This window comes from Nocardioides sp. CCNWLW239 (assembly GCF_037137035.1).
In the GTDB taxonomy this organism is placed as follows: Bacteria; Actinomycetota; Actinomycetes; order Propionibacteriales; family Nocardioidaceae; genus Nocardioides.
This window is the reverse complement of sequence record NZ_JBBBNW010000004.1, coordinates 190,406-216,062: the sequence shown is the minus strand read 5'-3', so window position 1 is coordinate 216,062 and position 25,657 is coordinate 190,406. Positions and strand designations below refer to the sequence as shown.

Here is a 25,657-nt window from a genome sequence, read left to right as displayed (position 1 = left end):
CGCGCCGACGCGTCACCGTGGCCGCCTACGTGCGATGGGCCTCGATGAGGTGGCGGGAGGAGTAGGCGACGAACGGTCCGTCGCTGCGCAGGCGGGCGTCCAGGTCACGCAAGCGCTCTGCGTACCTCTCGGTGGAGAAGTCCGGAACCCACCACACGCACTTGCGAAGCGTCCACACCACGGCGCCGATGTCGTGGAACTCCATCCGGAGCCTGGCGGTGCGCAGATCGTCGACGACGAGCCCCGCGGCGCGCGCCGCCGCGGCTTCGCTCTCGGGATCTCGGCTCAGGCGCGCCTCCGGCAACGGCCCGAGGAAGAGCTCGATCAACTCGAAGGCCGAGGCCGGACCCACGTGCTGGGCCAGATAGCGGCCGCCGTCGGTGAGCACACGGCGGATCTCCGACCAGTCGGGCGAGACCGGATGGCGAGAGGTGACGAGGTCGAACGTACCGTCGGCGAACGGCAGCGGCTCGCCGGGACGCGTCTCGACGACCTCGACTCCACGCGGGCCCAGCAGCTCACGGGCGCGCCGCGCGTTCGGCTACCAGCTCTCGGTCACCGCCAGCCGACGCGGGAGCACCGGGGCTTCGTCGACGACCTCGCCGCCGCCGGTGTCGATGTCCAGCGCGCTCTCGGCCTCGGCCAGCCGCGCCGCCAAGAGCCGGGAGTAACGCCATCTCGGCCGCTCTTCGGTGGCCCGCCCCTCCAACCAGCCGAAGCCCCAGCCGGTCACGTCTGCAGCTTCGGCCTCGGCCACCAGATCCTCATAGCTCCGCACGGTACGAGTCTTGGTCGCGGTGATCGCTCGATCAACCGGTTATCCAACGCCTCGGAGGTAAGCGTCGGCAGACGTACGCCGGTAGCCTGACCGGCATGTCTCCGGGTCTCGTGGTCGTGCTGCTTGCTGTCGTGGTCGTCGCCGCGATGCTGATGAGTGTCAAGATCGTCCCGGCGGCGACGTGCTTCGTGGTCGAGCGCGGCGGTCGCTACCGAACGACGCTGAAGCCCGGTCTCAACACGATCGTGCCGCTGCTGGACCGGGTCGCTGCCCGGTTCGACATGCGCGAGCAGGTGCTGCTGATGCGGGAGCCGCTCGTCTGCCGCGACGACTACGTCTGCGAGGCGGCGCTGGAGGTCTACTTCGAGTTCGAGGACCCCTCGATCACCTACCGGGTCGACCACCCTCACCAGCAGCTCGAACGCGCCATCCGTGCCCGGCTGCGAGAGTTCGCCGGAATCGTCGACCGGGACGAGTTCCTCGCCGCCACCCAGCGCCTCACGGAGGTCGCGTACGACGCCACCCGTCGGTCCCGCGAGGACTGGGGGATCCGCGTCAAGCACGTCGCTGTCACCGACCTCCAGGGCCCTACGCGATGAGCGTGACCCGGGAGGCCCCCAACCCTCCGCGTACAGCTCGCGACACGCCGTCAATTGGCGTGTCGCAGCCGGATTCAAGGTGCGCCGAGGCCGGGGTCAGGCCACGGAGCGCTGGACGAGAGCCATCTCGATGCACCGCAGCACATAGTCGGGCTGGAACATCACCTGGTCGTAGGTGAACCGCAACACGATCCAGCCGTCGGCGGCGAGCATCGTGTAGCGCTGACAGTCGCGGTCGTGCGCCTCGCGGTCGGCGTGGAAGCCCCAGGAGTCGGCCTCGAGGATGATGCCGCGGATCGGGTCGACGAGATCGGGGTGCACCGTCAGCGCGCCGACGCGCACCTCGAACTGCGGGACGAACTCGAGGCCCGCGGCGGCGGTGATCGCACGCAGACCGGACTCGAAGGCGTTGGCGGCCAGACCGTCGGCGTACGCGGCGACCTTCTCGACCTGCGCGTTGTTACCGCCGCGCCAGGCCCGGCTGGCCGCGACGAGCTCCTGGTGCGTCAGCGAACCGTGGCGCAGCGCCGAGTCCGCGACAGTCAGCGCGCTCGCGAACGGAAGATCGCGAGCGCACAGCATGACGGTGAGCAGCGGTCCGGTGGACCAGCCGTCGAGATCGTCGCGCTGGGCGTCGTACGTCCAGAACCTGGCCATGCTGGTGGGCCGCTCCTTCCCGCGAGGCAGGAGAAGATGGGGAACGCTCGGGGAGGCACGCACCTCCCACCCGTGATGGAGCGCCGCGCTGAGATGGGTGAGATGGAGGTTGTGCTCCACCGCGAGGCGGCGACCGAGGTCGGTGACCGGGAGTGCGTAACGGTCGCGGTCGACGTGGATGATCGCCTTGTTCGACACCGCGGTGCGAAGGCGCCGTCGGCTGGACAGCGCGACGATGTCGCCAGCACGGCCGATCCCGCCCAGCTGCTTCAGCGCCTCGACTGCCTCCACGCGGCTCAGTATGAGACCGACCACCGACAACATCGATGGGTCGAGGCGGAGCTGCCGATGCGGCGTGCGGCCGGGTGAGCGGTCTCTCGTACCTTTGCGCCGTGGGTTACGACGTGGACCGCGTGGTCGATGAGGTGCGAGAGGCGGCGAACGATTTTCTGCGCCCGAGGTTCCGTGCGCTGACGACCTCGGACATGTGGGAGAAGTCGCCTGGTGAGGTGGTCACCGTTGCCGATCAGGAATGCGAGAGGGCGCTCTCTGCTCGCCTGTGCGCCACGGTGCCGGGAAGCGTTGTGGTCGGGGAGGAGGCCGCCGCTCGGGACCCGTCACTGCTTCGCCATCTCTCGGGCGAGCGGCCGGTGTGGCTGCTCGATCCCCTCGACGGCACCGGCGCCTTCGCAGCGGGTTCGCCAGATCACGGAGTGATGGTTGCGCTGGTCCGCAACAGCGAGACCGTGCTCGCGGTCATCCACCAACCCGAGCACTCCCGGACCTACGTCGCCGAATCAGGAGCCGGCGCGTTCGAGACCGAGACAGGAGAGCGCCTCGCGGTCCCGCGGTCCTCGAGCAGCCTCGAGGGCGCGGTCAAGAAGCGGTTTCTTCCCGTCGATGTCCGGGCTGTGATCGAGCAGAACGAGCATCGGTTCGCGACGCTGGAGCCGCAAGCGACAGCTGCCAGCATCGAGTACCCCGCACTCGCGAGGGGTGATGGCGACTTCATGCTGTACTGGCGCACCTTGCCGTGGGACCACGCCCCCGGCGCTCTGTTGCTGAGGGAGGCTGGCGGGGTCGTGGCCCGCCTGGACGGCTCGGCGTACGATCCGACGGATCGCCGTGAAGGGCTCTTGGCGGCAGGAAGCCCCGAGGCGTGGCGGGAAGCGAAGTCGGCGCTCGGGCTCGCATGAGGGACGGCCGAAGCACAGAAAATCTGGTGCGACGAGCCATCCCGGCTGACAGCATCGGGGCCATGTCACTGACCACCCCGACGCTCGTCACGTCCCGGTTGCGGCTGCGGCCGTTCACCGACACCGATGCGGATGATCTGTTCGCGCTGCAGAGCGACGCCCACGTGCTGCGTTACTGGGACTCACCGCCGTGGACCGATCGGGCCCGTGCCGGGCAGTTCATCGCCAGGTCTCAGGAGATGGCGGAGAAGGGGGACGGCGTGCGGGTGGCCATCGAACGGGACTCGGTGTTCCTCGGATGGTGCACCTTCAACTCGTGGAACCCGGACTTCCGCAGCGCCTCGCTCGGCTACTGCCTCGGCGAGGTGGCCTGGGGTCATGGTTATGCGACCGAGGCGGCTGGTGCCGTGCTCACCTGGGCCTTCGACACGCTCGACCTCAACCGGGTCCAGGCGGAGGCGGACACTCGCAACGCCCCCTCCGCCCGGGTGCTGGAGAAGCTCGGGTTCACGCTGGAGGGAACGCTACGCGAGGACTGCGTCGTGAACGGCGACGTCTCCGACTCGTGGGTGTTCGGGCTGCTGCGGAGGGAGTGGTTCGCCCGGCAAGCGGGTACCGCACGGGCATGAGCCACGAGCAGCTTCCAGCAGAGGGGCCCGACGACCCCGAATACACCCAGGAGTCCGGGCAGGTCTCCGAGACCCAGCGCCTCGACGAGGACGAGAGCGAGACTCCGATCGCGCCGTCGGACTCGACGGCGGGCTACCCCGACTCCGAGTCCGGTGACCCGGACACGCTGGGGTCCGGACCGAGCGAGGCGCCGCCGGAGAACCGGCGCGACAACGACGTCTAGGTGGAACCTGCTGCTCTGACGTGAGGGGCGGGCCACAAGGCCCGCAAGAAGCCTCTGCGACACGCCGCAAGTCGGCGTGTCGCAGGGGCTGCCTGGCGCCTCCGTGGCCTCCCGCAGGCTCAGCCGAAGAGGTCACCCAGCCAGGACTCCTTGTGGTGGCTGCGGCGCTTGTCGTGGCGGCGGTCGTCGTCGTAGTCGCGCCGCTCGTAGTCCCGCTTCTCGTAGCGTCGCTCGTCGCGCTGCTCCTGGCGGGGCTGCTGGTAGCTGCCGGGCTGCGGGGCGCCGACGGACCGCTCGATGATCTTGTCGATCTCGCCACGGTCCAGCCACACACCACGGCACTGCGGGCAGTAGTCGATCTCGATGCCTTGGCGCTCGCTCATCACCAGCGTGGCACCGTCGATGGGGCACTGCATGGGGGTCTCCTCGTCGTCGGGGATCAGCGCCCATCAACCTATCCGGTCGTCCCGCATCCGCCGAGGCTCAGCGCTCCTTGGAGCGCACCCGGATGCCGGTGAGCGGAATCGTGGTGGTGCCGCTCGGGTCGGTGAAGAAGTCGTTGCCCTCGCCGTCGACGACGATGAAGGCGGGGAAGTTCTCGACCTCGATCTTCCAGACCGCCTCCATGCCGAGCTCGGGGTATTCGAGCACCTCGACGGACTTGATGCAGTCCTGGGCGAGTCGGGCGGCCGGGCCGCCGATCGAGCCGAGGTAGAAGCCGCCGTAGGTCCCGCACGCCTCGGCGACGACCTTGGAGCGGTTGCCCTTGGCGAGCATGACCATGGAGCCGCCGGCGGCCTGGAACTGCTCGACGTAGGAGTCCATCCGGCCGGCGGTCGTCGGCCCGAAGGACCCGCTCGCCATGCCCTCCGGCGTCTTGGCCGGGCCGGCGTAGTAGACCGGGTGGTTCTTCATGTAGTCGGGCATCTCCTCGCCCGCGTCGAGGCGCTCCTTGATCTTGGCGTGCGCGATGTCGCGGGCCACCACCATCGGGCCGGACAGGGAGAGCCGGGTCTTGACCGGGTGCTGCGACAGCGTCGCGAGGATCTCCGACATCGGCTGGTTGAGGTCGATGTCGACGACCTCGCCCGCCGAGATCTCCTCGGCCATGCCGGCGTCGGGCATGTATTGCGCCGGGTCGGTCTCGAGCTGCTCGAGGAAGACGCCGTCGCGGGTGATCTTGCCCAGCGCCTGGCGGTCGGCGGAGCAGGAGACCGCGATCGCCACAGGGCAGCTCGCGCCGTGGCGGGGCAGTCGGACGACGCGTACGTCATGGCAGAAGTACTTGCCGCCGAACTGGGCGCCGATCCCGAAGGACTGGGTGAGCTCGAAGACCTTCTCCTCGAGCTCCGTGTCGCGGAAGCCGTGGGCGGACATCGAGCCCTCGGTCGGGAGGTTGTCGAGGTAGTGGGCCGAGGCGTACTTGGCCGTCTTCAGCGCGAACTCCGCGGACGTCCCGCCGATGACGACGGCGAGGTGGTAGGGCGGGCACGCGGCCGTGCCCAGCGAGCGGATCTTCTCGTCGAGGAAGGTGAGGATCTTGTCCGGGTTGAGGATCGCCTTCGTCTCCTGGAACAGGAACGACTTGTTGGCGCTGCCGCCACCCTTGGCCATGAAGAGGAACTTGTACTCCGGGCCGTTCTCGCCCTCGGCCGTCGAGTAGATCTCGACCTGCGCGGGCAGGTTGGAGCCGGTGTTCTTCTCCTCGTACGTCGTCAGCGGCGCGAGCTGCGAGTAACGGAGGTTGAGCTTGGTGTAGGCGTCGAAGACACCCCGCGACACGGTCTCGGCGTCGTCGGAGCCGGTCAGCACGCCCTCGGACTTCTTCCCCATCACGATCGCGGTGCCGGTGTCCTGGCACATCGGCAGGATCCCGCCGGCGGAGATGTTGACGTTCTTGAGCAGGTCGAGCGCGACGAAGCGGTCGTTGCCCGAGGCCTCGGGGTCGTCGATGATCTTGCGGAGCTGCTTGAGGTGGGCCGGGCGGAGGTACTGGTTGATGTCCTTCATCGCCTCGGCGGTCAGCAGGCGGATCGCCTCGGGGTCGACCTTGAGGAACTTGCGCCCGTCGACCTCGATCTCTTCCACCCCCTCGCTGGTGATCAACCGGTAAGGAGTGTCGTCCTTGCCGGTGGGGAGGAGGTCGGAGTACCGGAACTCAACGTCAGCCACGGAAGAGAATCGTACGCCGCCTGGGATGTCACAGATCGCGCGCGTCTGTCGTCTAGGTGTCGAGAGCCCCGAAGGACGGGGCCGGGACCCAGGAGGAGAAATGACCGCCACCCGCATCGCCCCCGCAGAGATCACCGGCTTCAAGGGGATGCTGATCAAGCGTTTCGCCACGAAGATGCTCGGTCAGGTGCCGTCCTCGGTCGGCGTCTACTGGCACAACCAGAAGGTCCTGATGGGCATGTCCGGCCTCGGGTCCAAGGTGAAGAAGTGGGACGTCTGCGACGAGCAGCTGAAGTCCTTCGCCCACATGACCGTCGCCTCGGCGGTGGGGTGCAGCTGGTGCTTGGACTTCAACTACTTCGAGGCGCACAACCGCGGCCTCGACATGGTCAAGGCTCGGGAGGTGCCGCGCTGGCGTGAGTCGGGTGTGTTCACGCCGCTGGAGCGGGACGTGATGGCGTACGCCGAGGCGATGAGCCAGGCAGAGCCGACCGTCACCGACGAGATGGTGTCGGGGCTGGTCGCGCAGCTCGGTGAGGCGGCTGTGGTCGAGCTGACCGCGGTCATCGGGTTCGCCAACTTCTCGACCCGCACCAATGTCGCGCTGGGTATCGAGTCCGACGGTTTCGCGGAGGCGTGTGAGCTCAAGCCGCTCGCGCAGCGCGGAGGTCGGTCGTCCATGATCGGGTGAACCCCTTGCGTCGGGTCCCCATGACTCCGTTACAGTGATCGGGACCCAACCACACGGGAGTCCGCGGCAGCGGGCTGAGAGGGAGCTGGAGCCGCTCCGACCGTAATACCTGATCCGGATCATGCCGGCGAAGGAAGTGACCTGACGTGCTGTCTGCCCTCCCGAGACTCTTCTGCCTCGTCTCCACGACCGACGACCTGACGCTCCTGCCTGCGCTCGCCGCGGCAGGGGTCGACGGCTTCCAGGTACGCGACAAGACCGCGACCACCCGTGAGCTGCTCGTGCTCACCGCAAGCGTGATCGAGCTGGTCGCGGCGTACGACTGCTGTGTCGTCGTCGACGATCGGCTCGACGTGGCGCTCGCGGTCGGTGCGCAGGGGGTCCATCTCGGTGCCTCCGACCTACCGCTGGACGAGGCCCGGCGGATCGCCGACGCCGTCACGCCCGGGCTGATCATCGGCGCCACCTGCCGGGACCGGGCAGCGGTCGAGGAGGCCGCCGCCGCGGGCGCCGACTACGCCGGCTTCGGGCCGGTCTTCGCGACCACGTCCAAGGCCGGGCTCCCCGACCCGCTGGGCGTCTCTGCGGTCACCGAGGCCGCCGGTGTGCTGCCGCTGATCGCGATCGGCGGGATCACGACCGAGTCCGCCGGGCCGGTGCGCGCTGCCGGTGCCCACGGGGTCGCCGTGATCGGCGGGCTCTGGCGACAACCCGATCCGGTCCAAGCCGCGAAGGAGCTCGTGACGGCGGTGGCGTGATGCGGGTGCGGATCCTCGGTGCCGGAATCGTCGGGCTGTCCGTCGCCGACGAGCTGATCCGTCGTGGCCACGACGTCATGGTGATCGACCCCGCGCCGGGGTCGGGGGCGTCGTACGCTGCGGCCGGCATGCTCAGCCCGGCCGGTGAGGCTTGGTACGGGGAGGAGTCGCTGACCCGGCTGTGCCTGTCGTCGCTCGAGCTTTGGCCCGGTTTCGCTTCCCGGCTCGGGGTGCCCGTGCACACCCGCGGGACACTGCTGGTCGGTGTCGACGCCGGGGACGTCCAGCAGGTCGAGCGGCAGCTCGCGGTGCTCGATCTCGCCGGGGTCTCCTACGAACGGCTGGGGCGGCGCGACCTGCTGGGCCACGAACCCGGGCTCGGCCGGGTCGGCGGCGGCGCCTTGCTCGCCGACGACCACTCCGTCGACCCGCGCGCGGTCGTTGCGGCGCTGCTCGCGCGGGTCGGTGACGCGCGTGTTGGTGACACGCGTGTTGGTGAAGGTGATGAGGCCACCGACCTGACCGTGATCGCGACCGGCGCGCGGCTGCCCGCTCCGTTCTCCTCCCTCATCCGCCCCGTCCGCGGCGACGTGGTGCGCCTGCGGACACCGGAGCGGGTCGAGCGCACGGTGCGCGCCTGGGCCCACGGCGAGCAGGTCTACGTGGTGCCGCGGACAGACAGCGACGAGGTCGTCATCGGGGCGACCTCCGAGGAACGCGACGGGCCGCTGCTGCCGACCGTCGAGGGCGTGTGGCGCCTGCTCGACTCAGCCCGCCGGGTCGTACCAGGGCTCGACCGGGCCAGCGTGGCGGAGGTGACCTCGCGCGATCGCCCCGGGACCGCGGACAACCTGCCGCTCGTCGGCCCGACCCAGGAGCCCGGCGTCGTGCTCGCTGCCGGCGCCTATCGCAACGGCGTCCTGCTCGCGCCTCTCATCGCGCGGCTGGTCGCCGACCACATCGAGACAGGGGCGGTGGAGTCTGCGTTGGACCCTCGCCGGTTCCTGATGAAGGAGGACGGATGAAGATCACCGTGAACGGCGAGCCGATGGAGGTCGGCGGCACCGTCGCCGACCTGCTCGAGACCAGGACCGGCGACCGGCGACCGAGCGGTATCGCGGTCGCGGTCGCCGAGGAGATCGTTCCCCGCGACGACTGGGCGGACCGGTTGCTCCACGACGGCGACGTCGTCGAGATCGTGACGGCGGTGCAGGGCGGATGAGCGTGCCCGAGAATGGACTCAGGATCGCCGGCCGCGAGCTGTCCTCGCGCCTCTTCCTCGGCACCGGCGGGTTGCCCAATCTGGCGCTGCTCCCGGAGGTCATCGCCGCGGCCGAGCCGGGCCTGGTGACGGTGTCGATGCGGCGTACGTCCTCGACGGCAGCCGGCGGCCTGCTCGAGTCGCTTCGAGCCGCGAACGTGCCGATCCTGCCCAACACCGCAGGCTGCCTCTCGGCACGCGAGGCGGTGCTGACCGCCGAGCTGGCCCGCGAGGCGCTCGAGACCGACTGGGTGAAGCTGGAGGTGATCGGCGACGAGACCTCGCTGATGCCCGACGCTGTCGAGCTCGTCGAGGCCGCGGAGCAGCTGGTGCGCAAGGGCTTCACCGTGCTCCCGTACGCCACCGACGACCCGGTTCTGGCCCGGAGACTCGAGGACGCCGGCTGCGCGGCGGTGATGCCGCTCGGCTCACCGATCGGGTCGGGGCTCGGCATCCTCAACCCCCACGCCATCGAGGCCGTCGTGGCCGCTGTCGACGTGCCGGTCGTGCTCGACGCCGGGGTCGGCACCGCCTCCGACGCGGCCCTGGCGATGGAGCTCGGTTGCTCCGCCGTCCTCGCCGCCACCGCGGTGACCCGCGCCGACGACCCGGTCGGCATGGCTCGGGCGCTGCGACTGGCGGTCGCGGCCGGTACCGCCGCCCGGGCCGCCGGCCGCATCCCACGCCAGGCCGTCGCCCGGGCCTCCTCGCCGATGGAGGGCCGGATCGCATGACCCTGCCCCGACTCCTGGTGCTCACCGACCGCTCCCAGCTGCCACTGGGCCGCAGCCTGCTCGCGACCCTGGCCGAGTGCCGGGCCGCCGGCCTCACCCATGTCGTCGTACGCGAGCTCGACGAGCCGCCCGAGCAACGAGCGAAGCTGGCTGCAGCGGCGGCCGAGCTCGGCCTCGCGGTGATCGCCGCGCACGGTCCGCTGCCCGGATCGGTGGGGGTGCATCTTCCGGCCGGCGCTCGGGGTAACACGTCGTTCGACGCACTATCCGGTCGTTCAAGACGACCGGATAGTGGGTGTAACAGCGTGTTACACCTCGGGCGCAGCTGCCACTCCCGACCCGACGTCACCGCAGCCGCCGCAGACGGGTTCGACTACGCGATGCTCAGCCCGTACGCGCTGACGGGGTCGAAGCCGGGTTACGGGCCGCCGCTGGGACCGGGCGCGTTCGCCGACCTGCCGCTCCCGACGTACGCCCTGGGCGGGATCACTCCGGTCAACGCCACTGAAGCGGTCGGCGCAGGTGCCTACGGGGTCGCCGTGATGGGCGCGGTGATGCGAGCCGACGAGCCGGGGCAGGTGGTGAGCGATCTGCTGGCCGCTCTCGCCAGCGCGGAGGTGGTCCGATGAACCCGCCGGTCGCACTCACGATCGCGGGCACCGACTCCGGGGGAGCGGCGGGCACGGCGGCCGATCTGGCGACCTTCGCAGCGCTCGGGGTCCACGGCGCATGTGTGATCACCGCGGTCACCGCCCAGGACACGACCGGGGTCAGCGACATCCACCCGGTCCCGCTCGCCACCATCGAGGCTCAGCTGGATGCGGTCTTCGACGACCTCCCCGTTGCGGCCGTCAAGACGGGCATGCTCGGCACCGCAGCAGCGGTGAAGGCGTTCGCGGAGCGGGTTGTGAAGCTGAGAGTGACCTATAGGCCACTCTCGACTTCACAACCTGCGATCGTCGTCGACCCCGTCCTCGTCGCCACCTCCGGTGCGGTGCTCGGCGGGGAGGACGTACGCCGCGCCTACCTCGACCACCTCCTCCCCGTCGCCACCGTCGTGACTCCCAACCTCGACGAGGCGCGGGCTCTGGCCGGGCACGACGGACCGCCCGAGGCTCTCGCCGCCGCCCTCGCAACCGACGCCGCGGTGATCGTCACGGGCGGCGACCCGGAGGCGACCGGGACCTGCACGGACTGGCTCGCCGAGCCCGGACGACCGCCGATCCCACTCACGCACCCCGCCGTCCCCACGACCAACGACCACGGCACCGGCTGCATCTACAGCTCAGCCCTGGCCGCCCACCTCGCCCACGGTGCTCCGCTGCACAAGGCAGCGGAGCAGGCCGCGGCGTACGTCACCCGACAGCTCCGAACCAGCCAGACCTGGACCCTCGGAAGAGGCCGGGGCCCGATCGCTCACACCCAGGAGAACCGATGACCGTCCACCCCGCCCACACCCGCCTCGAGCTCGGCGACCTGAAGGTCCCGGTGACCCGGGTCGCACTGACCAACGGCGAGACGTTCGACCGCTACTGCACCGAAGGACCTGGATCCGATCCACAGGTCGGCCTCCCGCCGCGTCGTGACGAGTGGGTCGAGGAGCGCGGAGACACCGAGGCCTACGAGGGTCGCCGGACCGAGCTGCTGGACAACGGCAAGGCAGCGGTACGCCGCGGCGCGGCTCGCCAGGAGTGGCAGGGCGAGCGCCGCCTGCCGCGCAAGGCTGTGTCGACAGGGACGGGCAACATCACCCAGATGCACTACGCGAGGAAGGGCATCATCACCCAGGAGATGGCCTACGTCGCGGTGCGGGAGAGCTGCGACCCCGAGCTGGTCCGCGAGGAGGTGGCGGCGGGACGCGCGATCATCCCCAACAACGTCAACCACCCCGAGTCCGAGCCGATGATCATCGGCAAGCGCTTCCTGGTGAAGGTCAACGCCAACATCGGCAACTCCGCGGTCACCTCCTCCATCGAGGAAGAGGTCGACAAGCTCACCCACGCGATCACCTGGGGCGCGGACACGGTGATGGACCTGAGCACCGGCGACGACATCCACACCACCCGCGAGTGGATCCTGCGCAACAGCCCCGTCCCGATCGGCACCGTGCCGATCTACCAGGCGCTGGAGAAGGTCAACGGCGAGGCCGACAAGCTGACCTGGGAGGTCTTCCGCGACACCGTCATCGAGCAGGCCGAGCAGGGCGTCGACTACATGACGATCCACGCCGGGGTCCTGCTCCGCTACGTCCCGCTCACCGCCAACCGCGTCACCGGCATCGTGTCCCGCGGCGGCTCGATCATGGCCGGCTGGTGCCTGGCGCACCACCAGGAGAACTTCCTCTACACCCACTACGACGAGCTCTGCGAGATCTTCAAGCAGTACGACGTCGCCTTCTCCCTCGGTGACGGCCTGCGTCCGGGTAGCACCGCGGATGCGAACGACGAGGCCCAGCTCTCCGAGCTGCGCACCCTCGCCGAGCTGACCGAGCGCGCCTGGCGACACGACGTCCAGGTCATGGTCGAGGGCCCCGGCCACGTCCCGCTCAACCTCGTCGAGGAGAACGTACGCCTCCAGCAGGAGTGGTGCCACGGCGCGCCGTTCTACACGCTGGGCCCGCTCGCGACCGACATCGCACCCGGCTACGACCACATCACCTCCGCCATCGGCGCGGCCACGATCGCGATGCACGGCACCGCGATGCTCTGCTACGTCACCCCGAAGGAGCACCTCGGCCTCCCCGACAAGGACGACGTGAAGACCGGCGTGATCACCTACAAGCTCGCCGCCCACGCCGCCGACATCGCCAAGGGTCACCCCGGTGCCCGAGACCACGACGACGCGCTCTCCAAGGCACGCTTCGAGTTCCGCTGGCGCGACCAGTTCGCCCTCTCCCTGGACCCGGTCACCGCGGAGAGCTTCCACGACGAGACCCTGCCGGCGGAGAACGCCAAGACCGCCCACTTCTGCTCGATGTGCGGCCCGAAGTTCTGCTCGATGAAGATCAGCCAGGACGTACGCGACCGCTTCGGCAACGACGGGGCGACTCCCGAGGAGATCGAGGCCGGGATGATGGAGAAGTCGAAGGAGTTCGCGGCGGCGGGAGGTCGCGTCTACCTCCCGCTCGCCGACTGAGCTACGCGTCGGATCGCAGGCTCTCGTAGATCCTGGCGAATCCTTCGGATCCATGTCCTGCGGCGATCTGTCTGCTGATCAGTGCCTGGACGCCGGCGATGGGGGAGGGGTCGACCCCCTCCTCCTCGCTGGCCCGCACGATGTCGGTGAGGTCGGAGAAGTCCAGGCTCTGCTGACCCTCGACGGTGTAGTCGCCCCCGTCGATGACCTTCGCGAAGCCGTCGAGCCCCTCGGTCATCGCAGCCAGGAAGGGCGCCTGCCGGGCAGCGAAGTCGGCCGCGCTCATCCCCATCGACGCCACCATCGCGGCGCCGTGGACGAAGCCCGCGAACATCTGATACATCCCCGACAGCATCGCCAGGTCCACCAGGGACGCCCGACCGGCGTCCTCGCCGTGGAACTCGCTGGGCGCCCAGACGTCGAGAGTGGGGAGCAGCGCGTCGTACGCGGCCCGCGAACCGCTGTAGAAGATCTGACCCGCGCCGGACCCGATCATCGCGGGCACGGCCATGATGGCGCCGTCGAGGTAGTCGATGCCGCGCTCGGCCGCCCAGGAGGCGAGCTCGCGGGACTCGCTCGGGGTCGTGGTCGTGACGTTGACGAGGGTGCGGCCCCGGAGCTCGGCGGCGACCGGGCCGAGGGTCTCCTCGACCGAGGCGCGCTTGAGGAGGCAGGCGATGACGACCGGGCTCGCCAGCACGGCCTCGCGGACCGAGGCCGCTGCCTCGGCGCCGCGGGCCACCAGGTCGGTGGTCCGGCCGGCGGTGCGGTTCCAGACGGTCACGGAGCGGTCGGCGTCGAGCAGCGCGGCCGCCAGAGCGCTGCCCATCGCGCCCAGGCCCAGCAGGCTGACATCGGTCGGGAGGGTCGAGTTTCGATCGGTCTCTGACATGTCATCCATGCTGGCGGCCGCCGTCCGGTTTCGGGAGTACCCACTATTTACTGGGGTACTCACCCAGAGGTGAGTGCCACGTCTCAGGGTCGAACCTGAGAGACGTGTGACGTGTACGCCGATAGCATTCCTGATCATGGGACTTCCTGAACCGCACCCCGGCCAGCCTCGACGAGCCGACCTCCGGGTCAGCGACGCCGACCGCCATGCGGTGGCTGACATCCTGCGCGAGGCCGCGGGCGAGGGGCGGCTGGACCTCGAGGAGCTCGAGGAGCGGCTGGAGGAGACCTACAAGGCCAAGACGTACGCCGACCTGGAGCCGATCACCGAGGACCTCCCGGTCGCGGGGAAGCCGCCGGTGGCACCCGCCGCGCCCGGTGCCGGCGCCGTGCCCGTCGTCTACGGTCAGGGCGACGAGTCCGACAGCGCCAGCGCGTTCCTGAGCAACGTCGAGCGCAAGGGGGTCTGGGTGGTCCCTCAGCACCTCTCGGTCAACGCAGTGCTCGGCGATGCCAACATCGACCTGCGCGAAGCGCACTACTCCGCGCGCGAGGTGGTCATCAACGCGACCTCGGTCCTGGGCAGCGTGAAGGTCACGGTGCCGCCGAACGTGCACGTGATCGTCGAGGGCAACGGCGTCCTGGGCGACTTCAAGGAGCCGTCGTCGAAGGTGCCCGAGGCGCTCACCGCGGACTCCCCGGTGGTCCGGGTGCGCGGCATCGCCGTGCTCGGTGACGTGACCGTCAAGCGGCGGGGCCCGCGTCCTCCGAAGCGTACGTTGAAGCAACATCTCGGTCTCGAGTGATGCCATCGGGGGGATTGTTGAGGCGCAGGTCCTAGGCCCCCACTAGCATTCGCCCCATGGGAACGACCCCCGAGCCATTTCGCGACCCGGTTCCTGATCCGAATCTGCGGATCAGCGATGCCGACCGCCACAAGGTGGCCGACATCCTGCGCGAGGCCGCTGGCGAGGGACGCCTGGAGATCGATGAGCTCGACGACCGCCTCGAGGCGACCTTCAAGGCCAAGACGTACGCCGACCTGATCCCGATCACCGTCGACCTGCCGGCGGCGGGGACACCCGCTCCGCCGGTTCGACAGCCCGCGCCCGCAGCCGGGAACAGCCCTGCGGTCTACGCCGACAAGCCGATCGAGAGCCAGCTCTACGTGGCGATCATGAGCGGCGTCGACCGGCGTGGGGTCTGGACCGTGCCGGCGACCGGCAACGTGATCGCGCTGATGGGTGGTGCCGAGCTCGACATGCGTCAGGCGCAGTTCTCGGCCCAGGAGACGGTGATCTACGCCAACGCGATCATGGGAGGCGTCAACATCACCGTCGGCCCCGACGTCCAGGTCATCATGCAGGGCGTCGGGATCATGGGCGGCTACGTCGGCCCGCGCGGCGTCGAGCCGACCGGCGGCCCGGTGCTGCGGGTCAAGGGGCTGGCACTGATGGGTGGCGTCACCGTCATCCGCAAGCCGCTGAAGGACGCGAAGGGCAGCAAGCGGCTGCGGATGCCGCCGCCGCACGAGCTGCCGCCGCACAACCTGCACTGAGCAGGTCCCGGGGCTGAGCTGACTCCTCGGGGGTCCGCTCCGCGGACCCACTTTGTCGTGCCTGAAACCAGGCACTAACCTCACCTGAACACGCTATTGTGTAGTTACATAGTAGACAAAGGAGACTCGGGATGAAGTCGAAGCTGAGCCTGTTCCTCGTCGCCGGGCTCCTGGCGTCCGTGGCGCTCGTCGCCGGGCTCTTCGTCGTCGGCCCGCGGGCGCTCACCCCAGGCTCTGCCGCCGCCGACCCGTCGGTGGCGCCGATCGCAGAGCCCGCGGCCGAGCTGGCCGCCACGACCGACGAGCGCCCCAACATCGTCCTGATCCTGATGGACGACTTCTCCCTGGAGCTGCTCCGGACCATGCCGGAGGCGACCAGGATGGCCGCTGAAGGTGCGACCTACCAGAACTCCTTCGTCATCGACTCGCTGTGCTGCCCCTCCCGCGCGGCGCTGCTGACCGGGCAGACCCCGCACCACACCAAGGTGCTCACCAACACCCAGAACGACCCGGACCACCCCGTCGGCGGCTGGTCGGCGTTCCAGCGTTACGGCAACGTCGAGAAGCAGTTCAGCATCGGGCTGCAGGAGGCCGGCTACACGACCGGCTTCGTGGGGAAGTACATCAACGCCTACGAGGCCACCATCGGCTCCGACGGCAAGCGGGTCCCGCCGCCCAAGGTGCCCGGCTGGGACTCCTGGAACGCGCTCCTCGGCGGTGCCTACGGCGGCTGGGGCTACCAGAGCACCTTCCTCGACGACACCGGAGAGGTGCGGCTGCGCAACCATCCGCGCCCTGCGCAGCACGCCACCGTGCAGCGCAAGGACGCTGCCTACGCCACCAACGTCACCCGCGACTACGCCCTCGACTTCATCAACGAGCACCGCGACGACGAGAACCCCTACTTCCTCGAGATCGCGGCCTACGGGCCCCACTCCCGACTCGGCCACCACTACCCGGGCCTGGACACCTGGTTCCCGCCGGCCTTCGCCGACCAGGCGCCCGCCGGCGATCCTGAGGGCGGCAACTGCGGCCGGTTCGAGTGCTCCGAGCTGACCCTGAAGGACCTGGTCGGCTACGGCGACGACCGCTGGGACAACGCGCCGACCTACCTCAGCAGAGGACGTACGTCGCAGGCCCCTGCCTGGCGCACGAACAAGATCTCGCTGAGCGACGAGACGGCCCTGAGCCAGTACCGTGACCGCGCCCGGATGGTGCAGTCGATCGACCGGATGATCACCCAGGTCCGCGAGGCAGCCGGCGACGACACCTACATCGTGCTGACCTCCGACAACGGCTTCCACCTCGGCCAGCACCAGCTCAACGGGGGCAAGGGCGCTCCGTACGACTCCGACACCCGGGTCCCGCTGGTCGTCGTCGGTCCTGACGTCGTGCCGGGCAAGCGCACCCAGTTCGTCAACAACATCGACCTCGCCCCGACCTTCCTGGACATCGCGGGCGCTCCGACCCCGGCGTACGTCTCCGGCAGCTCGTTCGCGCAGACGCTGAGCCGGCCGCGGCTGCCCGGCGGGAGGTACGCGTTCTTCGAGCACACCTACGCCAAGTCCCATCCCGGTGAGGTCGACCTCGACAGCGGCTCCGGCGGGACCATCGACATCATCCCGTCCTACATCGCGGTGCGCGGCTCGCAGGGGCTGCTGGTCCGGTTCGACCTGGACACGTCCTGGAAGGGCACCGACTACGCCTACGAGCTCTACCGCTACGACCGTCCCTGGGAGGACCGCAACGTCTTCGCCGAGGACCACGCGAAGCCCTACGCCCGTGATCTGATGCGCCGCCTGAAGGCGTACGAGGGCTGTGCCCCGGCCGTGTGCCGGGCACTGACCCGCTGACAACGGATGCGCGGGTGACCCCTCGAGGGGTCACCCGCGCATCCTCGTGCTCAGGCCGGTGTCGCGGCGCCGTGAATGGCCGGCACGTGACCGGCGTTGTCCAGGTCGATGGTGAGGTTGTCCGAGGTCTCCGGGTCGAACAGGTGGATCTTGTCCACGTCGATCCAGATCTTCACCTTGTCGCCGTCGGCGATCCGGCTCTCGCCGGAGAGCGTGATGACGAGCTGGGTGCGCATCGACTCGCTGTCGGTGTCCTTGGCGACCTCTTCCAGGCGTTCGGCCACGGCTGCCGGCGCCTCGAACGGGATGTAGGCGTAGGTCTCGTTGCCGAGCCACTCGACGACGTCGACGTCAGCCTCGAAGGTGTTGGCGTCCGACACGTTGTGAGCCCGCGGTGAGGACGCCTCGGCGAAGTGCTCGGGGCGCAGGCCTGCGATGAGCAGCGACTTGCCGGCCACCTTCTCCGCCTTGGCCGGCGGAAGCTCGATCGACCCGAACGGCAACTGCAGCGTCGACCCGGAGACGGTCGCCGGCAGGAAGTTCATCGGCGGCGAGCCGATGAATCCGGCGACGAACAGGTTGCTCGGGTTGTCGTAGAGCTCGCGCGGCGAGGCCAGCTGCTGCAGCACGCCGCGCTTCATCACCGCCACCCGGTCGCCGAGCGTCATCGCCTCGACCTGGTCGTGGGTGACGTAGACGGTCGTGATCCCCATCCGCTTCTGCAGCCGGGAGATCTCGGTGCGCATCTGCCCGCGCAGCTTCGCATCGAGGTTGGAGAGCGGCTCGTCGAAGAGGAAGACGTCGGCCTCGCGGACGATCGCCCGGCCCATCGCCACCCGCTGTCGCTGACCGCCTGACAGGTTGCCCGGCTTGCGCTCGAGGTGCTCGTTGAGCTCGAGGGTCTCGGACGCGGCCCGCACCCTCCGGTCGATCTCCGCCTCCGGCATCTTCGCCAGACGCAGCGGGAAGGCGATGTTCTCGTAGACCGTCAGGTGGGGATAGAGGGCGTAGTTCTGGAAGACCATCGCCAGGTTGCGGTCCCGTGGCGGGACGTCGTTGACCCGCCGGTCACCGATGAGCATGTCGCCCGAGGTGATGTCCTCGAGCCCGACGATCATCCGCAGCAGCGTCGACTTTCCGCAGCCCGAGGGGCCGACCAGGATCATGAACTCCCCGTCAGCGACCTCGATCGTGACGTCGTTGACGGCGGGGAACCCGTCGCCGTACTTCTTGACGATGTTTCTCATGGAGATGGATGCCATGGTTGTTCACCCCTTGACTGCGCCGGAGGTGAGACCGGCGACGATCTTGCGCTGGAAGAGCAGGACGATGATCACGATCGGGATCGTGGCGATGACCGCGCCGGCGGCGATGAGCGAGACCGGGCGGTTGAACGGGTCGGAACCCACGAAGAAGGACAGCGATGCCGGGATCGGCCGAGCGGCTTCGGTCGACGTCAGCGAGATGCCGAAGACGAAGTCGTTCCAGGCGAAGAAGAAGGTCAGGATCGCGGCGGTGAACACCCCGGGGGCGGCCAGCGGCACGATCACCTTGCGGAACGCCTGCCACGAGGTGGCGCCGTCGACCTGGGCCGCCTGCTCCAGCTCCCACGGGATCTCCCGGAAGAACGCCGAGAGCGTCCAGATCGCCAGGGGCAGCGTGAAGGACATGTAGGGGATGATCAGCCCCAGCCAGGTGTCGTAGAGGCCGACCGCGCGCCACATGTCGAACAGCGGACCCACCAGCGAGACCACCGGGAACATCGCGATGGCGAGCGCCACCGAGAGCACCAGCTTCTTGCCCCGGAACTCCAGCCGGGCGATCGCGTACGCCGCCAGCGTGGCCAGGATGACCGACAGCACCGTGGCGATCAGCGAGATCCCGATCGAGTTGAAGATCGCCCGGCGGAACTGTTCGTTGTCCCAGACCGCCTGGTAGTTCTCCCACCCGGCGAAGTCGCGCGGGAAGAACCCGGGGGAGCCGTTGGTGATCGAGGCCGAGCTCTTGAACGAGAGCGAGATGATCCAGACGACCGGCAGCAGGCACCAGACGAGGATCAGTGCGATGCCCGCGGCGAGCCCGAACTTCTGCAAACCCTTGTTTCCCATGTCACTACCCCTGTCTGGCCTGTGCCAGGTCGACCTTGAACGCCTTCACCAGGATGAAGGCCACCAGCAGCACCGACAGGAACAGCAGCACTGACAGCGCCGACCCCATCCCGAGCTGGAACTGTTCGATCACCTGCCGGTAGGTCAGGAACGAGATCGACTCGGTGTTCACCGCGCCTGCGGTCATCACGAAGATGTTGTCGAAGATCCGGTAGGCATCGAGCGCCCGGAACAGCACCGCGACCATGATCGCGGCGCGCATGTTCGGCAGGATCACCTTGTAGAGCCGTTGCCACCAGGTGGCCCCGTCGACCTTCGCCGCCTCGAGCATGTCCTCGGAGACCTGCGCGAGGCCGGCGAGCAGCAGCAGCGACATGAACGGCGTCGTCTTCCAGATCTCGGAGATCATGATGGCGCTGACCGCCGAGCCGAACTGCCCGAACCAGTTGAACCCGTCGTCCACCCCGGGGAGCCAGCCGTTGATGAAGCCGTTGGTGCTCGAGAAGGCGAACTGCCAGGCGAAGCCGGAGATGACGGTGATGATCCCGTAGGGGATCAGGATCGAGGTGCGGACGATGCCGCGGGCGAAGATCACCCGGTGCATCACCATCGCGAAGACGAAGCCGACGACCAGCTCGACGGCGACCGTGATGATCATGATCCCCACGGTGACCGCGGTCGCCCGCCAGAAGAGCGGGTCGGTGAGTGCGGTGACGTAGTTGGCGATCCCGACGAACGCGCGGTCGTCGGGTGCGGTCAGTGAGTAGTTGAACAGCGAGAGGTAGAGCGCGCGCACGATGGGGAACGCGGTCACCAGAAGCATCAGCACGACAGCGGGGGCGACCAGCTTCCGCCCCAGGCTGTCCTCGGCGCGGGCGCGCTCGCTGAGCTGTGCGCCCTCTCGTCTGCGGCGTCCGACGGTGGCAGTCGTCATAGCAGGGACTTCCCTTCCAGTACGTCCTCGAGGAACGTCGCCGACTCCTCGGGGGTCTTGTCCGGGTCGACGGTGTCGGGTGCGTGCCAGGTGGACTGGACCGCGCCGGAGATCTTCGAGTAGTAGGCGCTCGCCGGACGGAGGCCGGCGTCGTCGATGCTGTCCTGATAGAGCGCGAGCAGGTCGGGCGGGAAGGCCTCGACCAGCTTCGGGTCCTGGTAGGCGGACGTACGCGCCGGCATCAGACCGGCCTCGAGAGCGAGGGTGACCTGGGCGTCGGTGCCGGTGAGGCACCCGGCAGCCTTGAGGGCAGCGTCCGGCTCGTCGGTGAAGGCTCCGATGCCGATGTCGAACCCACCGATCGGGGGCGTCGACTCCGTCTCCGGGTTCGTGCGCGGGTAACGGGCCCAGGCGAAGTCGTCCTTGAACGTGGCCTCGTCGGGCGGACCGCCTTCGGCGCCGACCGTGTCGCGGTAGTTGGCGTAGGCGAAGGTCCAGTTGACCATGAACTCGCCGGCCCCGCCCTGAGGGAACATCTGCCCCAGGCTGGTGCCCTCGTTGGAGATCGACAGGTCGGGCTGGGCCGCCGGGGAGGCGGCCAGCTTGGCGATCACCGCGGCCGCCTGCTTGCCGGCGTCGGAGTCGATGGTCACCTTCGCGTCGGTGCCGGCCTCGGTGTCCTCCACGATGGAGCCGCCCGCGCCCTGGATGAGGGCGTTGATCCACACCATGTAGCCCTCGTACTTGTTGGCCTGGACGCCGACGGTGCCGCCGTTGTCGGCGGCCGCGTCGATGACCTGGTCCCAGGTGACCTTCTCCATGTCGGCCTCGCTCAGCCCGGCCTTCTCGGCGAGGCTGGGGCGGTACCAGAGCACCTGGGTGTTGGCCCACTGCGGGAAGGCGACGACCTCGTCCTCCCACTTCACCGACGAGGCCGGTCCGTCGAGCACGTCGTCGTCGACGGCCCGCTCGGCGTACTCGTCAGGGATGTCGAGCAGCCAGCCGGCGCTGGCGAACTCGGGGACGAAGACCGGGTCGATGTCGATCAGGTCCATCGACGGGTCGTCCGCCGCGAGGCGGCGCGCCAGCTGGGTGCGCTGGTCGGTGGCACCGGTGGGTAGCAGCTCGGTCTGGATCGTGTAGTCGTCGGTCGAGCACGCCTCGGCGATCTTTTCTTTGGCCGGAGCGCCGTCCGGTCCGATGTACCAGGTCAACGCGGTGCTGTCGGTGTCTGTGCCGCAGGCAGCGAGGGTGCCGGCAAGGACTGCGGCCGAGGCGACACCGACGGCGAATCGTGTGCCTGGGCGCTTCCGTGCATGGCTCATACGAGTCTCCCTCCCAGGTATTCGTGAGATGCCTCACATGTCTAGTCCATAGCAAGACCATAGCGGTGCATTTGCCCCTGTTTGGAGACGGAAAGTTTCCTCTTCTGCTAATCCTCCGCGTGCTCTAGACTCACAGCGCCGTCGGCGATGTGTCGGCGGTCACTTCACAACGGATCGTCCGGCACGTACCTGCCGGTGAAGGAGACAACGGAATCATGGCAACAGTGACGTTCGAGAAGGCGCAGCGGTGGTATGCCGGCGCCCCGGAGCCCGCGGTCAAGGGCATCGACCTCGAGATCAAGGACGGCGAGTTCATGGTGCTCGTCGGTCCGTCCGGATGCGGCAAGACCACCACCCTGCGCATGCTCGCCGGGCTGGAGGAGGTCAACTCCGGTGCCATCAAGATCGGTGACCGTGACGTCACCAACGTGGCGCCCAAGGACCGCGACATCGCGATGGTCTTCCAGAACTACGCGCTCTACCCGCACATGAGCGTCGCCGAGAACATGGCGTTCTCGCTGAAGATGGCCAAGGTTCCGAAGGCCGAGCGTGACAAGCTCGTCGCCGAGGCCGCCAAGACCCTGGGTCTGACCGACTACCTCGACCGCAAGCCGAAGGCGCTCTCCGGCGGTCAGCGCCAGCGCGTCGCCATGGGCCGTGCGATCGTCCGCCAGCCGCAGGTCTTCTGCATGGACGAGCCGCTGTCCAACCTGGACGCGAAGATGCGCGTGCAGACCCGCACCGACATCGCCAAGCTCCAGGCCGACCTCGGCATCACCACCGTCTACGTCACCCACGACCAGGTCGAGGCGATGACGATGGGCGACCGCGTCGCGGTGATGAGCAACGGTGAGCTGCAGCAGGTCGACACCCCGCTCAACCTCTACCGCAAGCCGGTCAACCTCTTCGTCGCCGGGTTCATCGGCTCGCCGCAGATGAACCTCATCAAGGCGACCGCCGCTGACGGTGGCGCCAAGATCGGGGAGTACGTCGTCCCCATCGGCGCCTCCGACCTGCCCAGCAACATCACCATCGGCGTGCGTCCGGAGAGCTTCCGGGTCATCGGCGAGGGCCAGGGTGGACTGCCGGTCCAGGTGACCGTCGTCGAGGAGCTCGGTTCCGACTCCTACGTCTACGGCACCAGCGACGTCGAGGGCGTCCCGTCGACCCTGATCGTGCGAGTCTCCTCCAAGGACCACGTCAGCAAGGGCGACACGATCTACGTCACCACCGACCCCGAGGACGTCCACATCTTCGACACCGAGTCGGGTCTCCGCGTCAACTGATGCACCAAGCGCTCCAGCGCTGAGTCATGGACGAAGCATCGCCATCGATCCAGCGCTGGAGCGTTCCTCGTCTGGACGCAGCGGAGTGAGGAGCGCAGCGACGATCGGAGCGGAGGAAGACGTGGATCAAGCGGAAGCGCTGCGCGAATTGCGAAGCAATCGCAGAATCACTGCTGGTTCATGCGGGCCAGCATCGCGTTGTAGGCATCGAGGGCCTCGTCGCTGTCGGGATCCACGGATCCCGGCTCGGCGGGGCCCTCGGGCACGCCTCGGGCGCTCTCCTGGGCGAGGCGGGTGCTGCGTACGCCGTCGAGGAAGCGGCCGGTCATCTTGGTCCGTCGCTCGGCGGAGGAGACGACGGCGATGACCAGGCCGATCGCGAGGAACATCATCCCGGCGTCGCCCGCCGCCCACATCAGGCCGCCGGCGGTCTGGATGTCCTTGACGGCGTCGGGGGCCCAGTCCGGGCGGGCTGCGGAGTAGACCGGGTAGAGGACGTGCTCGGACTGCAGCATCACGATCCCGACAATCGTGTCGGGCACCATGCCGACGACGAGGAGCGCGATCCGGCCCAGGTAGGGCATGTCGGTGCGCACCTTCTCCTCACCGATGGTGCTGGTGAGGAAGAGGAATCCGGCAACGACGTAGAGGACCTGCTCGCCGACCATCAGCGGGACGCTCTGCGCCATGGCATCCATGAACCCGGACAGGTGCGTGCCGATGATCACCACGGAGTAGACCAGCGTGCCGGTGACCGGGTGGATCAGGAGGGTGACCGGGAGCGATCGCATCACCCGCTCGGCGCGGGGGCCGGTCTCGGCGATGACCGTGAGCGGGTGCCCGAGCACCAGGAGCGCGGGGACCACCATGATCAGCGTCAGGTGGAGCACCATGTGCATCCAGGCGAGCGCCATCGCGTAGGCGTTGATGGCCGAGGCGATGACGACGTACATCAGGCCGAGCCCGGTCAGGAACGACGCCACCCGCCAGCCCTTGACGGTCGAGGCCGCTCCGGCTGCGTTGCGCAGCGTGAGATAGCCGGCGCCGATGACCACCACAGCGAGCAGCCAGACGGGCTGGAGACTCCAGGTGGTGAAGAACTCGGACCAGCCGAGCGCGGGCAGCGAGCCGTGGTCGTGCATGGTCTTACGGTATCTCCGGGGTGCGGCGGACCGTGATTCAGCGAGGCGGCCCCGCTGGGCCTCCGCGGTCGCGGGGGCTGATCAGCGGGACCAGGAACAGCCGGGCGAGCGCACGCAGCTGCGCCTCGTCGTCGATGTCGACGACCTCGCTCGGGGTGACCAAGAACGAGGTAGAGGTGCGGACCATCAGCTCGGCGACGAGGTCGACCTCGACCTCGGCAGGTACGTTGCCGGCGCGCTGCTCGCGCCGCAGCTGGCCGGCGACGAAGCGCGCGATCGTGGCCACCGTGCGGCCGCCGTCGCCGACGATCGAGTGCACCAGCGAGTCGGTCTCGACGGTGAGCAGGCCACCGATCAGCGGGTTGCCGCGGATCGCGCGCATCGCGCTGGCGAAGCCGATCTCCACGCGCTCGGCCGCGTCCGTGGCGTCGGCGATGTCGAGCACGAACTGGTCGAAGTAGCGCCGGAACTCGCGGCGTACGACCAGCTCGACCAAGGCGTCCTTGTTGGCGAAGCGGCGGTAAACGGTGATCCGGGAGACCCCGGCCCGCTTCGCGACCTCCTCCATGGTGGTGCGCTTGATCCCGATCTGACGGAACTGCTCGGCGGCGGCGTCGAGCAGCTTCGCGGTCACCGCCTCGTCCTCGACGGGCTCGGCGACGTCGGCGAGCGCCCTCGCGAGCAGCGACCCCGACTCGTCCCCGGGGACCGTGATGCGCATCGGCTAGACCATGTCTCTCAAAGACGCGGATTTGAGAGACATGGCCTAGGCCGTGACGGTGCGGTCGGCGGTGTGCTCGGCGCGGTCCGCGGTGCGGCGTACGACCTTGATGAAGGCGGGCCACAGCGCTCGGGGCAGGTCGTGGCCCATGCCCTTGAACAGGGTGAGCTCGGCGCCGGGGACGGCCGCGGCGGTGGCCCGGCCACCGGAGACGTGGACCATCTTGTCCGCCAGGCCGTGGATGACGCTGAACGGGACCTCCACCCGCCCGAGGGCCTCGGTGCGGTCGGGCTGGGTGAGGACAGCGAGCATCTGCCGTGCGACGGCGGGGCCGCTGACGCCGCGGTTCCAGGTGTCGATCGCCCGTCGGCGTACGTCGTCCTCGGGCTCGGGGAAGGCCGGTGAGCCGATCTGGACGCCGCCCTTGATCTGGCGCTCGATGTAGCCCTCCAGGCCTGGCTTCTTGATGACCAACGCAGGCAGCAGGGTCGGGTGCTGGAAGCCGACGCGGCGGTGGCCGGTGGTGGACATCGTCGAGCAGACCGACCGCACCCGGTCCGGGTGGCGGATCGCGAGGGTCTGGGCGATCATCCCGCCCATCGACACGCCCCACACGTGGGCGGAGTCGATGCCGAGGTAGGTCAGCAGTGCGGCCGCGTCGTCGGCGAGGTCGTCGAGGGTGTAGGGCGCCGACGTCGGCAGTCCGGCGAACGCCCGCGCGAGCCGTGCCAGGGTGATCCGCTCGTCGCTCGGATGGGGCGAGGAGTGGCCGATGTCGCGGTTGTCGTAGCGGACCACGTAGAACCCGGCGTCCGCGAGCTGCCTGCACAGCTCGGCGTCCCACCAGGTCATCGGACCGCCGAGCCCCATGATCAGCAGCAGCGGATCAGCCCCGGGAGTCCCGTACGTGTCGTACGCCAGCTCGACCCCTCCGGGGAGGAAGGCGGTGGACTCGGTCGGCTCGGCGGCGGTGGTCATACGCCGACTTTACCGGGCCCGAGCCAG

General features: G+C 69.0%; 29 protein-coding genes and 1 riboswitch. Of the genes, 16 read left to right on the top strand and 13 right to left on the bottom strand.

The genetic code is table 11. From position 1 onward, the window contains the following. Nucleotides 1-25: 25 nt before the first annotated feature. Both WBG06_RS18090 and WBG06_RS18085 read right to left on the bottom strand, forming a co-directional pair. The gene (locus WBG06_RS18090; protein ID WP_336738333.1) at nt 26-388 is read right to left on the bottom strand and encodes a hypothetical protein; all 363 of its coding nucleotides are present in this window, start codon (nt 386-388) and stop codon (nt 26-28) included. Between the two features lie 153 nt (nt 389-541). After that, a complete protein-coding gene (locus WBG06_RS18085; RefSeq protein WP_336738332.1) occupies nt 542-778 on the bottom strand; it encodes a hypothetical protein in 237 nt (78 codons plus the stop codon). Between the two features lie 95 nt (nt 779-873). Between WBG06_RS18085 and WBG06_RS18080 the strand changes: the two genes are divergently transcribed. Beyond that, a complete protein-coding gene (locus tag WBG06_RS18080; RefSeq protein WP_336738331.1) occupies nt 874-1,377 on the top strand; it encodes an SPFH domain-containing protein in 504 nt (167 codons plus the stop codon). Nucleotides 1,378-1,473: 96 nt separating this feature from the next. Here WBG06_RS18080 and WBG06_RS18075 read toward each other — a convergent pair whose 3' ends face one another. Further along, the gene (locus tag WBG06_RS18075; RefSeq protein ID WP_336738330.1) at nt 1,474-2,325 is read right to left on the bottom strand and encodes an endonuclease domain-containing protein; all 852 of its coding nucleotides are present in this window, start codon (nt 2,323-2,325) and stop codon (nt 1,474-1,476) included. Nucleotides 2,326-2,438: 113 nt separating this feature from the next. On the opposite strand from WBG06_RS18075, the gene WBG06_RS18070 reads away from it, so the two are divergent. The 3 genes from WBG06_RS18070 to WBG06_RS18060 all read left to right on the top strand — a co-directional run bounded on the left by WBG06_RS18070 (nt 2,439) and on the right by WBG06_RS18060 (nt 4,083). Next, complete coding sequence (locus WBG06_RS18070) at nt 2,439-3,230, top strand: inositol monophosphatase family protein (RefSeq protein WP_336738329.1); 792 nt, start codon at nt 2,439-2,441, stop codon at nt 3,228-3,230. Nucleotides 3,231-3,292: 62 nt separating this feature from the next. Continuing rightward, on the top strand, nt 3,293-3,859 hold the full coding sequence (locus WBG06_RS18065; RefSeq protein ID WP_336738328.1) for a GNAT family N-acetyltransferase: 567 nt from the start codon (nt 3,293-3,295) through the stop codon (nt 3,857-3,859). After that, nucleotides 3,856-4,083, top strand: a complete 228-nt coding sequence (locus tag WBG06_RS18060) for a hypothetical protein (RefSeq protein WP_336738327.1) — start codon at nt 3,856-3,858, stop codon at nt 4,081-4,083. The genes WBG06_RS18065 and WBG06_RS18060 overlap by 4 nt, the downstream gene beginning before the upstream one ends. A gap of 119 nt (nt 4,084-4,202) precedes the next feature. Here the strand turns inward: WBG06_RS18060 and WBG06_RS18055 are convergent, their stop codons facing one another. Further along, nucleotides 4,203-4,499: a TFIIB-type zinc ribbon-containing protein gene (locus WBG06_RS18055; RefSeq protein WP_336738325.1), complete on the bottom strand. Its 297-nt coding sequence runs from the start codon at nt 4,497-4,499 to the stop codon at nt 4,203-4,205. A gap of 67 nt (nt 4,500-4,566) precedes the next feature. Next, entirely contained in the window at nt 4,567-6,255 is a 1,689-nt protein-coding gene (locus WBG06_RS18050) for a fumarate hydratase (protein ID WP_336738324.1), read from the bottom strand. Between the two features lie 100 nt (nt 6,256-6,355). Between WBG06_RS18050 and WBG06_RS18045 the strand changes: the two genes are divergently transcribed. The 8 genes from WBG06_RS18045 to thiC all read left to right on the top strand — a co-directional run bounded on the left by WBG06_RS18045 (nt 6,356) and on the right by thiC (nt 12,834). Further along, the gene (locus WBG06_RS18045; RefSeq protein ID WP_336738323.1) at nt 6,356-6,946 is read left to right on the top strand and encodes a carboxymuconolactone decarboxylase family protein; all 591 of its coding nucleotides are present in this window, start codon (nt 6,356-6,358) and stop codon (nt 6,944-6,946) included. Nucleotides 6,947-6,989: 43 nt separating this feature from the next. Continuing rightward, nucleotides 6,990-7,099: riboswitch (TPP riboswitch) on the top strand. After that, nucleotides 7,093-7,704 carry a thiamine phosphate synthase gene (gene thiE, locus WBG06_RS18040; RefSeq protein WP_336738322.1) on the top strand — a complete coding sequence of 204 codons (612 nt, stop codon included), beginning with the start codon at nt 7,093-7,095 and terminating at the stop codon, nt 7,702-7,704. (Overlaps the previous riboswitch by 7 nt.) Then, complete coding sequence (locus WBG06_RS18035) at nt 7,704-8,729, top strand: FAD-dependent oxidoreductase (RefSeq protein WP_336738321.1); 1,026 nt, start codon at nt 7,704-7,706, stop codon at nt 8,727-8,729. The genes thiE and WBG06_RS18035 overlap by 1 nt, the downstream gene beginning before the upstream one ends. Next, entirely contained in the window at nt 8,726-8,926 is a 201-nt protein-coding gene (thiS, locus tag WBG06_RS18030; protein WP_336738320.1) for a sulfur carrier protein ThiS, read from the top strand. The genes WBG06_RS18035 and thiS overlap by 4 nt, the downstream gene beginning before the upstream one ends. Continuing rightward, nucleotides 8,923-9,699: a thiazole synthase gene (locus WBG06_RS18025; RefSeq protein WP_336738319.1), complete on the top strand. Its 777-nt coding sequence runs from the start codon at nt 8,923-8,925 to the stop codon at nt 9,697-9,699. The genes thiS and WBG06_RS18025 overlap by 4 nt, the downstream gene beginning before the upstream one ends. Beyond that, nucleotides 9,696-10,328 carry a thiamine phosphate synthase gene (locus WBG06_RS18020; RefSeq protein ID WP_336738318.1) on the top strand — a complete coding sequence of 211 codons (633 nt, stop codon included), beginning with the start codon at nt 9,696-9,698 and terminating at the stop codon, nt 10,326-10,328. The genes WBG06_RS18025 and WBG06_RS18020 overlap by 4 nt, the downstream gene beginning before the upstream one ends. Continuing rightward, nucleotides 10,325-11,137, top strand: a complete 813-nt coding sequence (gene thiD, locus WBG06_RS18015; RefSeq protein ID WP_336738317.1) for a bifunctional hydroxymethylpyrimidine kinase/phosphomethylpyrimidine kinase — start codon at nt 10,325-10,327, stop codon at nt 11,135-11,137. The genes WBG06_RS18020 and thiD overlap by 4 nt, the downstream gene beginning before the upstream one ends. Next, nucleotides 11,134-12,834, top strand: coding sequence for a phosphomethylpyrimidine synthase ThiC (gene thiC, locus WBG06_RS18010; protein ID WP_336738316.1), 1,701 nt, complete (start codon nt 11,134-11,136; stop codon nt 12,832-12,834). The genes thiD and thiC overlap by 4 nt, the downstream gene beginning before the upstream one ends. A 1-nt stretch (nt 12,835) precedes the next feature. On the opposite strand, the gene WBG06_RS18005 is transcribed toward thiC, so the two are convergent. Continuing rightward, entirely contained in the window at nt 12,836-13,726 is an 891-nt protein-coding gene (locus tag WBG06_RS18005; RefSeq protein ID WP_336738315.1) for an NAD(P)-dependent oxidoreductase, read from the bottom strand. 136 nt (nt 13,727-13,862) lie between these two features. Between WBG06_RS18005 and WBG06_RS18000 the strand changes: the two genes are divergently transcribed. The 3 genes from WBG06_RS18000 to WBG06_RS17990 all read left to right on the top strand — a co-directional run bounded on the left by WBG06_RS18000 (nt 13,863) and on the right by WBG06_RS17990 (nt 17,136). Further along, nucleotides 13,863-14,531, top strand: coding sequence for a DUF1707 SHOCT-like domain-containing protein (locus WBG06_RS18000; protein ID WP_336738314.1), 669 nt, complete (start codon nt 13,863-13,865; stop codon nt 14,529-14,531). 56 nt (nt 14,532-14,587) lie between these two features. Further along, nucleotides 14,588-15,283 carry a DUF1707 SHOCT-like domain-containing protein gene (locus WBG06_RS17995; RefSeq protein ID WP_336738313.1) on the top strand — a complete coding sequence of 232 codons (696 nt, stop codon included), beginning with the start codon at nt 14,588-14,590 and terminating at the stop codon, nt 15,281-15,283. 131 nt (nt 15,284-15,414) lie between these two features. After that, nucleotides 15,415-17,136 (top strand): sulfatase-like hydrolase/transferase, encoded by a 1,722-nt coding sequence (locus tag WBG06_RS17990; RefSeq protein ID WP_336738312.1) that lies wholly within the window; start codon nt 15,415-15,417, stop codon nt 17,134-17,136. A gap of 50 nt (nt 17,137-17,186) precedes the next feature. Here WBG06_RS17990 and WBG06_RS17985 read toward each other — a convergent pair whose 3' ends face one another. Genes WBG06_RS17985 through WBG06_RS17970 form a run of 4 tightly spaced genes read right to left on the bottom strand, consistent with a single transcriptional unit; the run spans nt 17,187 to nt 21,503 of the window. Then, entirely contained in the window at nt 17,187-18,398 is a 1,212-nt protein-coding gene (locus WBG06_RS17985; protein ID WP_336738311.1) for an ABC transporter ATP-binding protein, read from the bottom strand. A gap of 6 nt (nt 18,399-18,404) precedes the next feature. Further along, complete coding sequence (locus tag WBG06_RS17980; RefSeq protein ID WP_336738310.1) at nt 18,405-19,244, bottom strand: carbohydrate ABC transporter permease; 840 nt, start codon at nt 19,242-19,244, stop codon at nt 18,405-18,407. 4 nt (nt 19,245-19,248) lie between these two features. Beyond that, nucleotides 19,249-20,178: a carbohydrate ABC transporter permease gene (locus WBG06_RS17975; protein ID WP_336738309.1), complete on the bottom strand. Its 930-nt coding sequence runs from the start codon at nt 20,176-20,178 to the stop codon at nt 19,249-19,251. After that, nucleotides 20,175-21,503, bottom strand: coding sequence for an extracellular solute-binding protein (locus WBG06_RS17970; RefSeq protein ID WP_336738308.1), 1,329 nt, complete (start codon nt 21,501-21,503; stop codon nt 20,175-20,177). Before WBG06_RS17970 ends, WBG06_RS17975 begins: the two co-directional genes overlap by 4 nt. Nucleotides 21,504-21,718: 215 nt before the next feature. On the opposite strand from WBG06_RS17970, the gene WBG06_RS17965 reads away from it, so the two are divergent. Further along, on the top strand, nt 21,719-22,789 hold the full coding sequence (locus tag WBG06_RS17965) for an ABC transporter ATP-binding protein (RefSeq protein WP_336738307.1): 1,071 nt from the start codon (nt 21,719-21,721) through the stop codon (nt 22,787-22,789). Nucleotides 22,790-22,956: 167 nt separating this feature from the next. Here WBG06_RS17965 and WBG06_RS17960 read toward each other — a convergent pair whose 3' ends face one another. The 3 genes from WBG06_RS17960 to WBG06_RS17950 are packed head-to-tail and all read right to left on the bottom strand — an operon-like array spanning nt 22,957 to nt 25,630. Beyond that, entirely contained in the window at nt 22,957-23,931 is a 975-nt protein-coding gene (locus WBG06_RS17960) for a cytochrome c oxidase assembly protein (protein WP_336738306.1), read from the bottom strand. 37 nt (nt 23,932-23,968) lie between these two features. Next, nucleotides 23,969-24,652 carry a TetR/AcrR family transcriptional regulator gene (locus WBG06_RS17955; protein WP_336738305.1) on the bottom strand — a complete coding sequence of 228 codons (684 nt, stop codon included), beginning with the start codon at nt 24,650-24,652 and terminating at the stop codon, nt 23,969-23,971. Between the two features lie 45 nt (nt 24,653-24,697). Continuing rightward, complete coding sequence (locus WBG06_RS17950) at nt 24,698-25,630, bottom strand: alpha/beta fold hydrolase (protein ID WP_336738304.1); 933 nt, start codon at nt 25,628-25,630, stop codon at nt 24,698-24,700. Nucleotides 25,631-25,657: the final 27 nt, after the last annotated feature.

Excerpts from the sequence above, each read along its gene's own strand:
- WBG06_RS18080 (WP_336738331.1), top strand. The coding sequence starts at position 874 with ATGTCTCCGGGTCTCGTGGTCGTGCTGCTTGCTGTCGTGGTCGTCGCC.
- WBG06_RS18065 (WP_336738328.1), top strand. The coding sequence starts at position 3,293 with ATGTCACTGACCACCCCGACGCTCGTCACGTCCCGGTTGCGGCTGCGG.
- WBG06_RS18060 (WP_336738327.1), top strand. The coding sequence starts at position 3,856 with ATGAGCCACGAGCAGCTTCCAGCAGAGGGGCCCGACGACCCCGAATAC.
- WBG06_RS18055 (WP_336738325.1), bottom strand. The coding sequence starts at position 4,499 with ATGCAGTGCCCCATCGACGGTGCCACGCTGGTGATGAGCGAGCGCCAA.
- WBG06_RS18045 (WP_336738323.1), top strand. The coding sequence starts at position 6,356 with ATGACCGCCACCCGCATCGCCCCCGCAGAGATCACCGGCTTCAAGGGG.
- WBG06_RS18035 (WP_336738321.1), top strand. The coding sequence starts at position 7,704 with ATGCGGGTGCGGATCCTCGGTGCCGGAATCGTCGGGCTGTCCGTCGCC.
- thiS (WP_336738320.1), top strand. The coding sequence starts at position 8,726 with ATGAAGATCACCGTGAACGGCGAGCCGATGGAGGTCGGCGGCACCGTC.
- WBG06_RS18025 (WP_336738319.1), top strand. The coding sequence starts at position 8,923 with ATGAGCGTGCCCGAGAATGGACTCAGGATCGCCGGCCGCGAGCTGTCC.
- WBG06_RS18020 (WP_336738318.1), top strand. The coding sequence starts at position 9,696 with ATGACCCTGCCCCGACTCCTGGTGCTCACCGACCGCTCCCAGCTGCCA.
- thiD (WP_336738317.1), top strand. The coding sequence starts at position 10,325 with ATGAACCCGCCGGTCGCACTCACGATCGCGGGCACCGACTCCGGGGGA.
- thiC (WP_336738316.1), top strand. The coding sequence starts at position 11,134 with ATGACCGTCCACCCCGCCCACACCCGCCTCGAGCTCGGCGACCTGAAG.
- WBG06_RS18005 (WP_336738315.1), bottom strand. The coding sequence starts at position 13,726 with ATGTCAGAGACCGATCGAAACTCGACCCTCCCGACCGATGTCAGCCTG.
- WBG06_RS18000 (WP_336738314.1), top strand. The coding sequence starts at position 13,863 with ATGGGACTTCCTGAACCGCACCCCGGCCAGCCTCGACGAGCCGACCTC.
- WBG06_RS17995 (WP_336738313.1), top strand. The coding sequence starts at position 14,588 with ATGGGAACGACCCCCGAGCCATTTCGCGACCCGGTTCCTGATCCGAAT.
- WBG06_RS17990 (WP_336738312.1), top strand. The coding sequence starts at position 15,415 with ATGAAGTCGAAGCTGAGCCTGTTCCTCGTCGCCGGGCTCCTGGCGTCC.
- WBG06_RS17985 (WP_336738311.1), bottom strand. The coding sequence starts at position 18,398 with ATGGCATCCATCTCCATGAGAAACATCGTCAAGAAGTACGGCGACGGG.
- WBG06_RS17980 (WP_336738310.1), bottom strand. The coding sequence starts at position 19,244 with ATGGGAAACAAGGGTTTGCAGAAGTTCGGGCTCGCCGCGGGCATCGCA.
- WBG06_RS17975 (WP_336738309.1), bottom strand. The coding sequence starts at position 20,178 with ATGACGACTGCCACCGTCGGACGCCGCAGACGAGAGGGCGCACAGCTC.
- WBG06_RS17970 (WP_336738308.1), bottom strand. The coding sequence starts at position 21,503 with ATGAGCCATGCACGGAAGCGCCCAGGCACACGATTCGCCGTCGGTGTC.
- WBG06_RS17965 (WP_336738307.1), top strand. The coding sequence starts at position 21,719 with ATGGCAACAGTGACGTTCGAGAAGGCGCAGCGGTGGTATGCCGGCGCC.
- WBG06_RS17960 (WP_336738306.1), bottom strand. The coding sequence starts at position 23,931 with ATGCACGACCACGGCTCGCTGCCCGCGCTCGGCTGGTCCGAGTTCTTC.
- WBG06_RS17955 (WP_336738305.1), bottom strand. The coding sequence starts at position 24,652 with ATGCGCATCACGGTCCCCGGGGACGAGTCGGGGTCGCTGCTCGCGAGG.
- WBG06_RS17950 (WP_336738304.1), bottom strand. The coding sequence starts at position 25,630 with ATGACCACCGCCGCCGAGCCGACCGAGTCCACCGCCTTCCTCCCCGGA.